General features: G+C 68.1%; 12 protein-coding genes and 1 pseudogene. 10 read left to right on the top strand and 3 right to left on the bottom strand.

Features of this window, described 5'->3' with window-relative positions; translation table 11 throughout:
* Positions 1 to 17 precede the first annotated feature (17 nt).
* Both acuI and H3O04_RS02435 read left to right on the top strand, forming a co-directional pair.
* Positions 18 to 1,001 carry an acrylyl-CoA reductase (NADPH) gene (acuI, locus tag H3O04_RS02440; RefSeq protein WP_202587077.1) on the top strand — a complete coding sequence of 328 codons (984 nt, stop codon included), beginning with the start codon at positions 18 to 20 and terminating at the stop codon, positions 999 to 1,001.
* Positions 1,002 to 1,034: 33 nt separating this feature from the next.
* Positions 1,035 to 1,613 carry a peroxidase-related enzyme gene (locus H3O04_RS02435; RefSeq protein ID WP_011549018.1) on the top strand — a complete coding sequence of 193 codons (579 nt, stop codon included), beginning with the start codon at positions 1,035 to 1,037 and terminating at the stop codon, positions 1,611 to 1,613.
* A gap of 403 nt (positions 1,614 to 2,016) precedes the next feature.
* On the opposite strand, the gene H3O04_RS02425 is transcribed toward H3O04_RS02435, so the two are convergent.
* Both H3O04_RS02425 and H3O04_RS02420 read right to left on the bottom strand, forming a co-directional pair.
* Positions 2,017 to 2,892 (bottom strand): SDR family NAD(P)-dependent oxidoreductase, encoded by an 876-nt coding sequence (locus H3O04_RS02425; protein ID WP_023475787.1) that lies wholly within the window; start codon positions 2,890 to 2,892, stop codon positions 2,017 to 2,019.
* 152 nt (positions 2,893 to 3,044) lie between these two features.
* Positions 3,045 to 3,623 (bottom strand): TetR/AcrR family transcriptional regulator, encoded by a 579-nt coding sequence (locus H3O04_RS02420; RefSeq protein WP_023475788.1) that lies wholly within the window; start codon positions 3,621 to 3,623, stop codon positions 3,045 to 3,047.
* Between the two features lie 203 nt (positions 3,624 to 3,826).
* Between H3O04_RS02420 and zwf the strand changes: the two genes are divergently transcribed.
* Positions 3,827 to 5,302 carry a glucose-6-phosphate dehydrogenase gene (zwf, locus tag H3O04_RS02415; RefSeq protein WP_011549013.1) on the top strand — a complete coding sequence of 492 codons (1,476 nt, stop codon included), beginning with the start codon at positions 3,827 to 3,829 and terminating at the stop codon, positions 5,300 to 5,302.
* A 72-nt stretch (positions 5,303 to 5,374) separates the two neighbouring features.
* Here zwf and H3O04_RS02410 read toward each other — a convergent pair whose 3' ends face one another.
* Complete coding sequence (locus tag H3O04_RS02410; protein WP_006480405.1) at positions 5,375 to 6,316, bottom strand: LysR family transcriptional regulator; 942 nt, start codon at positions 6,314 to 6,316, stop codon at positions 5,375 to 5,377.
* 101 nt (positions 6,317 to 6,417) lie between these two features.
* Between H3O04_RS02410 and H3O04_RS02405 the strand changes: the two genes are divergently transcribed.
* The 7 genes and pseudogenes from H3O04_RS02405 (at position 6,418) to H3O04_RS02375 (ending at position 12,719) form a co-directional block, all read left to right on the top strand.
* Positions 6,418 to 7,620 carry an MFS transporter gene (locus H3O04_RS02405; protein WP_006480404.1) on the top strand — a complete coding sequence of 401 codons (1,203 nt, stop codon included), beginning with the start codon at positions 6,418 to 6,420 and terminating at the stop codon, positions 7,618 to 7,620.
* Between the two features lie 28 nt (positions 7,621 to 7,648).
* A complete protein-coding gene (locus H3O04_RS02400) occupies positions 7,649 to 7,972 on the top strand; it encodes a MoaF-related domain-containing protein (RefSeq protein WP_006480403.1) in 324 nt (107 codons plus the stop codon).
* Positions 7,973 to 7,988: 16 nt separating this feature from the next.
* Positions 7,989 to 8,937: pseudogene (locus tag H3O04_RS02395) on the top strand (LLM class oxidoreductase).
* A 151-nt stretch (positions 8,938 to 9,088) separates the two neighbouring features.
* Positions 9,089 to 9,895, top strand: a complete 807-nt coding sequence (dkgB, locus tag H3O04_RS02390; RefSeq protein ID WP_011549008.1) for a 2,5-didehydrogluconate reductase DkgB — start codon at positions 9,089 to 9,091, stop codon at positions 9,893 to 9,895.
* A gap of 69 nt (positions 9,896 to 9,964) precedes the next feature.
* The gene (locus H3O04_RS02385; RefSeq protein WP_006480400.1) at positions 9,965 to 11,080 is read left to right on the top strand and encodes an alkene reductase; all 1,116 of its coding nucleotides are present in this window, start codon (positions 9,965 to 9,967) and stop codon (positions 11,078 to 11,080) included.
* A gap of 19 nt (positions 11,081 to 11,099) precedes the next feature.
* The gene (locus H3O04_RS02380; protein WP_006480399.1) at positions 11,100 to 12,062 is read left to right on the top strand and encodes a cyclase family protein; all 963 of its coding nucleotides are present in this window, start codon (positions 11,100 to 11,102) and stop codon (positions 12,060 to 12,062) included.
* Between the two features lie 138 nt (positions 12,063 to 12,200).
* The gene (locus H3O04_RS02375) at positions 12,201 to 12,719 is read left to right on the top strand and encodes a DUF3455 domain-containing protein (RefSeq protein WP_202587076.1); all 519 of its coding nucleotides are present in this window, start codon (positions 12,201 to 12,203) and stop codon (positions 12,717 to 12,719) included.
* The last annotated feature ends 55 nt before the right edge of the window (positions 12,720 to 12,774 follow it).

The raw sequence follows: 12,774 nt of genomic DNA, 5'->3' as shown, positions 1-12,774 counted from the left end.
TCTAGAAAGGAGGACGCATGTTCCAGGGCATCGTGATCGACAAGGACGAAACCGGCCAGCACGCACGGCTGCACACGCTGGACGACGCGCAGTTGCCCGCCGGCAACGTGACGATCCGCGTGGGCTATTCGACGCTGAACTACAAGGACGGGCTGGCGATCACCGGCAAGAGCCCGGTCGTGCGCAAGTTCCCGATGGTGCCGGGCATCGATCTGGTCGGCGAAGTCGAAGCGAGCACGCACCCGGATTACCTCGCCGGCGATCAGGTCGTGCTCAACGGCTGGGGCGTCGGCGAAACGCACTGGGGCGGCCTCGCGCAGAAGGCGCGGGTCGACGGCGACTGGCTGGTGCCGCTGCCGTCCGCGTTTTCGCCGCAACAGGCGATGGCCATCGGCACGGCCGGCTACACGGCGATGCTGTGCGTGATGGCGCTGGAACGGCACGGCGTGCGCGCTGGCGACGGCGAGATCGTGGTGACGGGCGCGGCCGGCGGCGTGGGCAGCGTCGCGACGGCCCTCCTCGCGCGGCTCGGGTATCGCGTCGTCGCCGTGACGGGCCGCCCGGCCGATGCCGACTACTTGCGGCAACTCGGCGCGGCGGAGATCCTGGATCGCGCTCAATTCAGCGCACCCGGCAAGCCGCTCGGCAAGGAACGCTGGGCGGGCGCCGTCGACGTGGCCGGCAGCCACGTCCTCGCCAACGTGTGCGCGACCACGCGCTACCGCGGCGTGGTGACGGCCTGCGGCCTCGCCGCCGGCATGGATTTCCCCGCGACCGTCGCGCCGTTCATCCTGCGCGGCGTCACGCTCGTCGGGATCGACAGCGTGATGTGCCCGCGCGCCGAACGGCTGGAGGCCTGGCGCCGGCTCGCGTCCGACCTCGACGTCGAGCAGCTGGGCGCCATCGGCCGTCGGGTCGGCCTGAGCGAGGTCATCCCGCTGGCCGCGGAACTGATCGACGGCAAGGTGCGCGGCCGCATCGTCGTCGACGTGAACGCGTGATCGCCATTCGTGCCGCTTTATCGAGGAGACGTCATGACCGCTTCAGACAACGCGCCCGTCAGCCGCTTTCCGGTGCCGGCGCTCGAAGACCTGCCCGACGACATTCGCGCACGCATCGCGGCCGTCCAGGAGAAATCGGGCTTCATCCCGAACGTGTTCCTCACCCTCGCGCATCGCCCGGACGAGTTTCGCGCGTTCATGGCGTACCACGACGCGCTGATGGACAAGCCGGGCAATCTCAGCAAGGCCGAACGCGAAATGATCGTCGTGGCCACCAGCGCCGCGAACCAGTGTCAGTACTGCGTGATCGCGCACGGGGCGATCCTGAGGATTCGCGCGAAGGACCCGCTGATCGCCGACCAGGTCGCCACCAACTACCGCAAGGCCGACATCACCGCCCGGCAGAAGGCGATGCTGGACTTCGCGATGAAGGTGTCGCAGGCCGCGCATCAAGTGGGCGAGCCGGACTTCGACACGCTGAAGACGCACGGCTTCACCGAGGACGACATCTGGGACATCGCGGCGATCTCGGCCTTCTTCGGAATGTCCAACCGCATCGCGAACGTGACCAACATGCGGCCCAACGCGGCGTTTTACGCGCTGGGGCGCTGAGAGCGCCGGACGTGTCGCCGGTCAAGGTCCCCGCGCGCGCCGCGAAGCCGCAAGTGGTAATGCACCGGTCGCTGAGCACGCAGTTCGCGCAACTGCTGCAGGTTTCGGACCGGCTCGTGTACGCGAACGAACTCGAAACGGTGCGTCACCTGCTCCAGCACGGGCATGGCTGGGGCTTCCTGCCGACGCATTTCGACGATAACTGCCGGCCGTCCGTCACGCGCATCGACACGGAGGTCAGGCACGGCAGCCTCGTCCATTCGATCGTCCGGTGTGGAATCCCGGCGCGTGGAACCCGTCGCCGATCATCGAAGCGATCGACGCCGCCGGCGCGGCATGGGAGAAAGCCACGCAGTGGCAGCACGGCGCACGCTGAACGCAGCGGCCATGCTGCCGGCCGCCGTTACTCGATCACCTTCAACGCATCGAGCCCGTCCGGCAGCTTCGCATCCGGAAACTGCGTCGACAGCGTGGCGTCCCGCCACCGCGCCGCCTCTTCCGCACGCTGCCGCTCCGCCTGCTCGCAGACGAACAGCGCATCGCCGCCGAGCAGCAAACGCAGCGGCACGTCGTCGCGGCGCGACAGGTCGACGATCAGCGCCGCGATGCGTGCGGGGTCGCCGATCTCGTGGCCGCCATACGCACCGAGCAGGTCGAGAATCTTGCCGACCGACGGCTGATAGTCGGGCAGCAGATCGTCGACGCCGCGCTTCGCCTGCGCGGCCCATTCGGTACGCATCCCGCCCGGCTCGAGCGTGCACACGCGCACGCCGAACGGTGCCGCTTCCTTCGCGAGCACGTCACTGAACCCGCCGACCGCCCACTTCGCGGCCTGATACGCGGACAATCCGGGCGTCGACGTGCGCCCGCCGACCGACGACACCTGGAAGATGTGCCCCGCGCGTTGCGCGCGCATCGTCGGCAGCACCGCGCGCGTGAGGTTGATCACGCCGAACAGGTTCGTTTCGATCTGGTCGCGGAAAGCGTCGGCGCTCATCTGCTCGAACGGCGCCGTGTGGCCGTAGCCCGCGTTGTTCACCAGCACGTCGATGCGGCCGAACGCCGCGCGTGCCGCCGCGACGGCCTGCGCGGCCGCCGCTTCGTCGGTGACGTCGAGTTCGACCGGCAGCAGCCGGTCGCCATACCGTTCGGCCAGATCGGCCAGTCGCGCCGGATCGCGGGCGCCCGCCACCAGCCGGTCGCCCGCCGCCAGCACCGCTTCCGAAATCGCTCGCCCGAGGCCGCGCGCGGCCCCCGTTACCAACCAGACTTTCGACATTTTCCACTCCTTGATCGTGGTGAAACGATGAAATGAATGATTACTCACTCATTAATATGGGCGACGTATCGATCGTTCATGACCTGCATCGCCCTGCCTGAAACGCCCTGCCCGTCGTCGCGGCACACGCCGCCACGACGGCCATCCCTGACTCACACCGTGTGCAACACGGCCCACATCGCGCGAAATCCCGCTTCCCGGTATGCGTCGGCCCGCGCTGGATCGCGTGCGATCGACTCCATCGCGGTTTCCGCGATCGACGTGAACAACGCCGAGCAGAATGCATGGGCTTCGTCGCGGTTCAGGCCGCCCGACGCGGCAACCTGTTCACGCAGCAGCGAGCCGATCCCGCCGAAACCTTCCGCGCCGGCTGCCCGATGCGCGTCGTCGATGCGGCCGCTCACGCCGAGCTGCTGCAGCGCACGGCGCCCGTCCGGATTCGCGACGCCCCACGACACATAGCCATTCCACGCATGCCGCACCGCCTGCTCGGCCGGCGCATGTTCCGGAAACCCGGTCATCATCGCCTCGCGCAGGCCGGCCTTCAGGCTCAGGTACAGCGCGTTCAGCAACGCATCCTTGGTCTCGAAGTACGTGAACACCGTGCCTTCCGCCACGCCGGCGAGCTTCGCGATGCGCGCGGTCGTCGCGCTCGCGCCGTCCTCGGCGAGCGCACGCGCGGCCGCGGCGAGGATGGCGTCGTGCTTGTCGGGACTGCGCGGTCGGGCCACGTTCGATTCCTTTAATGAGTGAGCGCTCAATCATAATCAACCCGGCATCCGGAACGCAAGCCCTGTTACATCCGGGGGGAACGCATACGCAAACCATCAAAACGGTGCACTATTGCGTTTTGCCGTACCGGCGCCCGAGCATCCGGCGCCTCATTGCCCTCGACGTTCGTTTCACGTTCACCGTTTCAAACCGCGAACCTCCCATGACGAATCAGCCTTCCCAGACGGCGGCCGACCGGCCCGTCGACATGATCATCTTCGGCGGCGGCGGCGACCTGGCCGCCCGCAAGCTGTTGCCCGCGCTGTACATGGCGCACCTGCACTGCAATCTTCCGCCCGAGACGCGCATCATCGCCGTCGGCCGCCGCGACTGGGGCATCGACGGCTATCGCAAGTTCATGGACGAGCAGTCACGCCCGTTCATCGACGAGAAGGCGTTCGACGCCGACGCGTGGAGCCGCTTCCTCGACCTGTTCAAGTACGTGCTGATCGACGTGAACGCGCCGGACGACTATCTGCGCCTCGCCGAAGCGGCGCGTAGCGACGCCGTGCGCGTGTTCTACCTGTCGACGTCGCCGGAGCTGTTCACGACGATCTGCGACAACCTGTCGGCCGCGCACCTCGTCGACGCGCACTCGCGCGTCGTCCTCGAAAAGCCGCTGGGCCACGATCTCGCGTCCGCGAAGGCGATCAACGACGCGGTCGGCAAGCACTTCGAGGAATCGCAGATCTACCGGATCGACCACTATCTCGGCAAGGAAACCGTACAGAACCTGATGGTGCTGCGCTTCGGCAACCCGATCTTCGGGCCGCTGTGGCAGGCGCCGAACATCCGCAGCGTGCAGATCACCGTTGCGGAAACGGTCGGCGTCGGCAGCCGCGCGGGTTTCTATGACCATACCGGCGCGCTGCGCGACATGGTGCAGAACCACCTGCTGCAACTGCTGTGCATCGTCGCGATGGAGCCGCCGGTGTCGCTCGACCCGGACGCGGTGCGCGACGAGAAGCTGAAGGTGCTGCGCTCGCTGCGGCCGATGTCGCTGTCGGACGTCGCGCGCGACACTGTGCGCGGCCAGTACACGGCCGGCGCGGTGGACGGCCAGCCGGTCAAGGGCTATCTCGAGGAAGACAACGTGCCGGCGGACAGCCGCGCGGAAACCTTCGTCGCGCTGCGCGCGCACATCAACAACTGGCGCTGGGCGAACGTGCCGTTCTTCCTGCGCACCGGCAAGCGGCTGCAGCGCCGCCAGTCGGAAATCGTGATCGAGTTCGCGGACATGCCGTTCTCGATCATCCCGACCGGCCCGCGCAATTACGGCAACCGCCTCGTGATCCAGCTCCAGCCGGAAGAGTCGATCCAGCTGCAGATGCTCGCGAAGGAGCCGGGCAGCGGCATGAACATGGTGCCGGTGAGCCTGAACCTCGATCTGCAGCAGGCGATTCCGGAACGGCGCGCGGAAGCGTACGAACGGCTGCTGATCGACGTGATCCGCGGCCGCCTCACGCACTTCATGCGCCGCGACGAGCTCGAAGCCGCGTGGTCGTGGGTCGAGCCGATCCTCGACGGCTGGAAGCAGCTCGGCGACCGGCCGCGCCTGTACACGGCCGGCACGTTCGGCCCCGCGGCTTCGTCGGCGCTGCTCGCGCGCGACGGGATGTCGTGGGCCGAAGAGGCGTAATCGCAGCACGACGGCGTGCCGCCGCGCGGCACGCCCGCTCCCGAAGGGCAGCGCCGCCTGCCCTGCGCCCCGCTACTGCGGCTCCATCCACGCGGCCTTGCGCCGCGCCGGCGCATCGCCGCCGCTGCCGCCGCCCAGCACCTCGATCAGGTAGTCGACGAACGACGCGATCCGCGACGAGATCGCGGTATTGCGGTAGTACACCGCGTGAATCGGCTGCTGGACGTCGAGCGTGTGGCGCGCCAGCACCTGCACCAGCCGCCCCGCGTCGCGATCCTGCGCGGTCACGAAATCCGACAGGCAGACGACGCCCGTACCCTCCAGCGCAAGCTGCCGCAGCGTTTCGCCGCTCGACGAATACACGTCCGGCTCGATGCGGTACGCTTCGCCGTCCGTGCCGAGGATCGGCCATACGTTCAGCGATTCGGGCTGCGTGAAGCCGAGCAGCGTGTGCTTGTCGAGATCCTCGACCTTGCGCGGCTGGCCATGCGCTTCGATGTAGTCGGGGCTTGCCAGGATGCGCACCCTGCTGTTGCCGATGCGCCGGCTGTGCAGCGTCGAATCCTTCAACCGGCCGATCCGGATCGCGACGTCGGTGCGCCGCTCCAGCAGATCGATGATGCCCTCGTTGCTGTTCAGCTCCAGCTCGACCTTCGGGAAGCGTTCGCGGTAGCCGCGCACGAGCGGCACGATCACGTGCAGCATGAACGGCGTCGCGGCGTCGACGCGCAGGCGCCCGGACGGCATCTCGCGCCGCGCGAGCATCTGCTCTTCCGCGGTCTCGACCGATTCGATGATCGCGCGCGCGTTCTGCAGAAATGCGCGCCCTTCTTCCGTCAATTCGAGCCGGCGGGTGGTCCGGCGCAGCAGCGTGGTCTTCAGCTTCTCCTCGAGCCGCGCGAGCGTGCGGCTCGTCGCCGACACGGTGAGGTCGAGCTGCTGGGCGGCGGCGGTGATCGAACCGGTGTCGACCACGGCGGCAAAGGCCTGGAGTTCGTCGAGGGTGATCTTCATTGTTGATTTGAAATCAAAACAATTTGGTTTATAGACCAGTTTTTCAGCAAAAGTAAAGCCGGCACACTGCGATCCATTCCTACTGAAACCCGGATCCCGTCATGCCACTCGCGTTGCTTGCGCTGACCATCAGCGCCTTTGCCATCGGCACCACCGAATTCGTGATCGTCGGCCTGATCCCGACGATCGGCGCCGACCTCGGCGTCAGCCTGCCGTCCGCCGGCCTGCTCGTCAGCCTGTACGCGCTGAGCGTCGCGATCGGCGCGCCGCTCCTCACCGCGCTCACCGGCCGCGTGCCGCGCAAGGCGCTGCTTGCCGGGCTGATGGCGCTCTTCACCGTCGGCAACCTCGTCGCATGGCAGGCGCCCGGCTACGAATCGCTGATCGTCGCGCGCATCCTCACCGGCCTCGCGCACGGCGTGTTCTTCTCGGTCGGCTCGATCATCGCGACCACGCTCGTGCCGAAGGACAAGGCCGCCAGCGCGATCGCGACGATGTTCAGCGGGATGACCGTCGCGTTCGTCGCCGGCATTCCGCTCGGCACCTTCATCGGCCAGCACTTCGGCTGGCGCGCGACGTTCCTGATCGTCGCGCTGTTTGGCCTCATCGCGTTCCTCGGCGCGGTCGCGTTCGTGCCGCGCGGACTGCCGCAGACGCCGCCCGCGCCGCTCGCCCGCCAGCTGCGCGTGCTGGCCCAGCCGCGCCTGCTGCTCGTCTATGCGATGACGGCCGTCGGTTACGGCGGCTCGCTGATCGCGTTCACCTATATGGCGCCGCTGCTCGAACAGATCGCCGGCTTCACGCCGTCGCAGGTCAGCCTCGTGCTGGTCGGCTACGGCGTGTCGGTCGCGGTCGGCAACGTGTGGGGCGGCAAGCTCGCGGACGCCGTCGGCCCCGTGAAGGCGCTCAAGCGGATCTTCCTGCTGCTCGCGATCGTGCTGCTGGCACTGACCTTCACGATTCACGTGAAATGGCTCGCGGTGCTGACGATGCTCGCGTGGGGCGCCGTCGCGTTCGGCAACGTGCCGGGGCTGCAGGTGTACGTCGTCAAGCAGGCGCGCCACTTCGCGCCGGACGCCACCGACGTCGCATCGGGCTTCAACATCGCCGCCTTCAACCTCGGCGTGGCCGGCGGCTCGTCGCTCGGCGGCCTGATCGTCGCGAACGTCGGCCTCGGCCACACGCCGTGGATCGCCGCCGTCGTCACGCTCGGCGCGTTCGCCCTCACCGCGCTGAGCGGCCGCCTCGACCGCCGCCACGGGCTGCCGGAACGCACGGCCGAACCCGTCGAACTCGCCCATTGAACGTCACCTTTTCACAGGAGCCACCAGCATGAACGCATCGACCCAACGTCCGCCGTTCGCCGGCAAGACTTTCGAAGTCCGTTACGACGGCCTCACCGCGCTCAACGCGTACGACGAGGACGGCCGCCACATGCGCTACGAGATCACCGAAGGCCCGTACGCGGGCGCGAAGGGCGAAGTCGAATACACGTGGCAGCCCGTCGCCGGCGAGACCTACGCGATCTCGTGGCAGGAAGCCGATCGCGCCACCGTCGTGCACATCGACGATTTCGCCGCCGGCACGTCGCGCTCGTTCTTCACCGCGTCGTCGCTGGATTTCTACCGGCTCGACGGCAGCCTGCGCGCGGTCTGAACGGAGCAACCCGATCATGTCCCCCTCCCTCGACAAGCTCGCCGCCGGCGGCTTCAGCATCGGCATCGAACTGCCGCTCGACAACGACTGGACCCCGTCCGGCAACGCGAAACGCCGGCATGACGGCCGCCACCCCGGCGAGCCCGACCTGGAAATCCACGCGGAGCTCGCGCAACTGGCCGACACGCTCGGCTTTCGCGCGCTCTGGGTGCGCGACGTGCCGGTGTACGACCCGTCGTTCGGCGACGCCGCTCAGGTGTTCGAAACGTTCTCGTATCTCGGCTACCTCGCCGGCATCACGCGCGACATCCTGCTCGGCACCGCGGCCGTCGTGCTGCCGCTGCGCGAGCCGCTGCTGACGCTGAAATCGGCCGCGACGATCCAGGAACTGAGCGGCGGGCGCCTGCTGCTCGGCGTCGCGAGCGGCGACCGGCCGGTCGAATATCCGCTGTTCGGCCGCGACTTCGCGTCGCGCGGCGCGAACTTCCGCGACCAGATCGCGCTGCTGCGCGACGGCGCGCGGACATCTGCCGCCCGGCCTGGAAGTGCTGCCCGCCGCCCGCTCGCCGGTGCCGCTGCTCGTCGCGGGCCTCGCTCAGCAGACGCCCGCGTGGATCGGCGAACACATGGACGGCTGCCTCGCGTATCCGGGCACGCCGGCCGACCATCTGCAGCGCGCCGCGAACTGGCGTGCGGTGGCGGGCGACAAGCCGTACGTGAGCTTCATCCACCTCGACCTCGCGGAAGATCCGCACGAACCGCTGCAGCGGCACCGCTTCGGCGCCCGCGCGGGGCGCATCGCGCTGACGGAGGAACTCGCGGCGATGCGCGACGCGGGCGTGCGGCACATCGGCCTGCATTTCCGCCGCAACCGGCGGCCGCTCGACGAGACGATGGCCGAGATCGCGGCGGACGTGCTGCCCGCATTCCATCCGAAAACGACTCCGCAGACGCTCGCCGCATAAGGCCGGCGAGCGTCTTCCAATAGGCGAATTGCCGGCCAATATTTGATTTCAAATCAAATATATTTGACCTCTACAGGCGTTTATTTCATCAGTCTCAAGCGCCAGAATGACGTCCATACCGCAATCGTTCCCCCTCTTTCAGGAGCACATGATGAGCAAGATTCCCGCATTCGGCCTCGGTACCTTCCGCCTGCAAGGCCAGGTCGTCATCGACTCGGTCCGCAACGGCCTCGAAGTCGGCTACCGCGCGATCGACACCGCGCAGATCTACGGCAACGAAGCCGAAGTCGGCGAAGCGATCGCCGCATCGGGCGTGCGCCGCGAAGACCTGTTCCTCACGACGAAGATCTGGGTCGACAACTACGCGCCGGAGAAGCTGGCGGCCAGCCTCGAGGAAAGCCTGCGCAAGCTGCGCACCGACGTCGTCGACCTGACGCTGATCCACTGGCCGGCGCCGGGCAACGGCGTGTCGATCGACGCGTTCATGACCGCGCTGGCCGATGCGAAGGCGAAGGGCCTCACGCGCCAGATCGGCATCTCGAACTTCAACATCGAACTGACGAAGGAAGCGATCGCGGCGGTCGGCAAGGATGCGATCGCGACGAACCAGATCGAGCTGAGCCCGTACCTGCAGAACCGCAAGCTGGTCGAGTTCCTGAACGCCGAAGGCATCCACGTGACGTCGTACATGACGCTCGCGTACGGCAAGGTGCTCGGCGACCCGGTGATCGGCGCGATCGCGCAGCGTCACGACGCGACGCCGGCGCAAGTCGCGCTCGCGTGGGCGCTGCAACTCGGCTACTCGGTGATTCCGTCGTCGACCAAGCGCGAGAACCTCGCGAGCAACCTGCTCGCGCAGACGCTGCGCCTGACCGACGAAGACATGGCGCAGATCGCCGCGCTCGAACGCAACGGCCGCGAAGTCGACCCGGCCGGCCTCGCGCCGAAGTGGGACTGAGCACGCGGCGGCTTCATCCGATATGACCCATCCGCGGCCCGCCGGCCGCGGCACCGACAGGAATCCATCATGACCCAGGACCCGCTTTTCCAACCGCTGCGACTCGGCGCGCTGACGCTGCCGAACCGCATCGTGATGCCGCCGATGACGCGTTCGCGCGCCAGCCAGCCCGGCGACGAAGCCAACGAACTGATGGCCGCGTACTACGCGCAGCGCGCGAGCGCGGGCCTGATCGTCAGCGAAGGCACCTACATCGCACCGCTCGGCAAGGGCTACGCGTGGACGCCCGGCATCCACACGCCGTCGCAGGTCGCCGGCTGGCGCAAGGTGACGGACGCCGTCCATGCCGCGCATGGCCGCATCTTCGCGCAGCTGTGGCACGTCGGCCGGCTGAGCCACACGAGCCTGCTCGGCGGCCAGCAACCCGTATCGTCGTCGCCGCTCCAGGCGAAGGGCGTGAACGTGTTCATCGCCGGTGAAGACGGCAGCACGCCGGGCTTCGTGCAGGCGTCCGAGCCGCGCGCGCTGTCGATCGACGAGATCCGCGAGATCGTCGACCAGTACCGCACCGCCGCCCGCCATGCGATCGAAGCCGGCTTCGACGGCGTCGAGCTGCACGGCGCGAACGGCTACCTCGTGAACCAGTTCATCGACTCGAACGCGAACACGCGCACCGATGCGTACGGCGGCTCGCTGGAGAACCGGCTGCGGTTCCTGCGCGAAGTCACGCAGGCGCTGATCGAAGGGACCGGCGACGCGTCGCGCGTCGGCATCCGTCTCGCGCCGCTGACCACGCTGAACGGCTGCGTCGACGACGACCCGGAAACCACCTACCTCGCCGCCGCGAAGCTGCTCGGCGAACTCGGCGTCGGCTATCTGCACATCGCGGAAGCCGACTGGGACGACGCGCCGCTGATGCCGGTCGCCTTCAAGCAGCAATTGCGCGCCGCGTTCCCGGGCGTGCTGATCTATGCCGGCGCGTACACCGCCGAGCGCGCACGCGAAGCGATCGCCGCCGGCTGGGCCGACCTCGTCGCATTCGGCCGCCCGTTCGTCGCGAACCCCGATCTCCCCGAGCGGCTGCGCACCGGCGCCGCGCTCGCGCCGCACGATCGCAACACGCTGTTCGGCGGCGGCGCCCACGGCCTGACCGACTACCCGACGCTCGCGCAAGCCGCGGCATAACGATCGACAGGAGTCTCGAATGAAAGCGACGCTCGCCCGGCTCGCGCTCGCCGCGATTTTGCCGTTCGCGGCAGCCCAGGCGGCGCACGCCGCGCCGGCCGCCCCGGCGGCCGACTGGTATCCGTCCGTGTATGGCGCCGATGACGAAATCGGCGCGGCCAACCTGCTGACGCCCGACGTTGTCAAGCAGGCGGTCGGCCTCGTGAAGGCCGGCAAGACCTATCCGCTGGCCGTGCCGGTGGACAAGCGCCTGCCGGCGTTCCGCCATCGCAGCTTCCGGCTGTACAACGTGCAGGTCGGCCAGCAGGCCGGCAAGAGCCTCGGCCCGAACAAGTTCACGTTCAACGACGAACTCGTCAACGCATGGACCGGCGTCGGCACGCAACTCAACGGAATCGGCCACATCGGCATCGACAACGTCTACTACAACGGCAACAAGGCGGCCGATTTCGTGACCGTCGACGGCGTGAAGAAGCTCGGCGTCGAGAAAGTGCCGCCGATCGTCACGCGCGGCGTCGTGCTCGACATGACCGCCTACTACGGCAAGCCGATCGTGCCGGGCGGCACCGAATTCACGGTCGCCGACATCCAGGCCGTGCTGAAGAAGCAGAGGCTGACGCTGCGCAAGGGCGACGTCGTGCTGTTCAACACCGGCTGGCTCCAGCTGATCGGCAAGGACGACAAGCAGTTCCTCGACGTCGAGCCCGGCATCGGCATGGAAGCCGCGCAGTGGCTGGCCGACCAGGGGATCGTCGCGTTCGGCGGCGACACGTGGGCGTCGGAGGTCTATCCGAATCCGCATACGCAGGACGAATTCCCGGTCAACCAGTACATGCTCGCGAAGCGCGGCATCTACAACCTGGAACTGATCGACAGCCGTGCGCTGGTGCGCGACAAGGCATGGGAATTCCTGTTCGTGCTCGGCCAGCCGCTGTACGTCGGCTCCACGCAGGTCAATATCAACCCGGTCGCGATCCGCTGATCGCGCGCCTGCCCTGCGGCAATCGCGGCGACTATCGCCGCGATTGTCATTTCCGCATTGCAGCCTGTGCGATCGGCGTCTAACGTTGACGGGATCGACGCCGTACGGCCGTCACCCGACCTGAAAGGACGCCCCGTCATGCCAAGCCGCTCCCCGACACGCGACATGCTGCTGGCCCTTGCGGCCAGTCTTTCCCTGGCGGCTTTCACCGCGCCCGCCCACGCCGACGAGGCCGCCGGCCTCGCGCCGCCGGCGCCGGCCACGCCGGTGCTGACGACTACCGCGACCGGCGTGCAGATCTATGCGTGCGAATACGATGCCGACCACCGGCTCGCGTGGGCCTTCAAGCGCCCGGAGGCGATGCTGTTCGATGAAAGCGGCACGCTCGTCGTGCGGCACGGGGCGGGGCCGTCGTGGGAAGCGCTCGACGGCAGCCGCATTACCGGCAAGAAGCTCGCGGAAGTGCCGAGCGCAAACGCGGCCAGCGTTCCGCAACTGCTGCTCGCGGCGACGCCGGCCGCAACCGGCACGCTCGCCGGCGTGCGCTTCGTGCAGCGGCTCGACACCGCGGGCGGCACGCCGCCGGCCGCGACGTGTACGACCGAGCATGCGGTCGGCCGCTTTCCGTACTTCGCGCGCTACGTGTTCCTGAAGTGATGCGCACGGCGTCGCAAGCGACGGGCGTCATCCCGTCGCCTTTCGTCATGCGTCG

Origin of the sequence: Burkholderia sp. KCJ3K979 (assembly GCF_016759955.1) — a bacterium.
In the GTDB taxonomy this organism is placed as follows: domain Bacteria; phylum Pseudomonadota; class Gammaproteobacteria; order Burkholderiales; family Burkholderiaceae; genus Burkholderia; species Burkholderia orbicola.
The sequence above is the reverse complement of the archived record's forward strand: the minus strand, read 5'-3'. Positions and strand labels throughout refer to the sequence as shown.

What these genes read in the sequence shown, in the direction of transcription:
- acuI (WP_202587077.1), top strand. Translation starts at nt 18, where the DNA reads ATGTTCCAGGGCATCGTGATCGACAAGGACGAAACCGGCCAGCACGCA.
- H3O04_RS02435 (WP_011549018.1), top strand. Translation starts at nt 1,035, where the DNA reads ATGACCGCTTCAGACAACGCGCCCGTCAGCCGCTTTCCGGTGCCGGCG.
- H3O04_RS02425 (WP_023475787.1), bottom strand. Translation starts at nt 2,892, where the DNA reads ATGTCGAAAGTCTGGTTGGTAACGGGGGCCGCGCGCGGCCTCGGGCGA.
- zwf (WP_011549013.1), top strand. Translation starts at nt 3,827, where the DNA reads ATGACGAATCAGCCTTCCCAGACGGCGGCCGACCGGCCCGTCGACATG.
- H3O04_RS02410 (WP_006480405.1), bottom strand. Translation starts at nt 6,316, where the DNA reads ATGAAGATCACCCTCGACGAACTCCAGGCCTTTGCCGCCGTGGTCGAC.
- H3O04_RS02405 (WP_006480404.1), top strand. Translation starts at nt 6,418, where the DNA reads ATGCCACTCGCGTTGCTTGCGCTGACCATCAGCGCCTTTGCCATCGGC.
- H3O04_RS02400 (WP_006480403.1), top strand. Translation starts at nt 7,649, where the DNA reads ATGAACGCATCGACCCAACGTCCGCCGTTCGCCGGCAAGACTTTCGAA.
- dkgB (WP_011549008.1), top strand. Translation starts at nt 9,089, where the DNA reads ATGAGCAAGATTCCCGCATTCGGCCTCGGTACCTTCCGCCTGCAAGGC.
- H3O04_RS02385 (WP_006480400.1), top strand. Translation starts at nt 9,965, where the DNA reads ATGACCCAGGACCCGCTTTTCCAACCGCTGCGACTCGGCGCGCTGACG.
- H3O04_RS02380 (WP_006480399.1), top strand. Translation starts at nt 11,100, where the DNA reads ATGAAAGCGACGCTCGCCCGGCTCGCGCTCGCCGCGATTTTGCCGTTC.
- H3O04_RS02375 (WP_202587076.1), top strand. Translation starts at nt 12,201, where the DNA reads ATGCCAAGCCGCTCCCCGACACGCGACATGCTGCTGGCCCTTGCGGCC.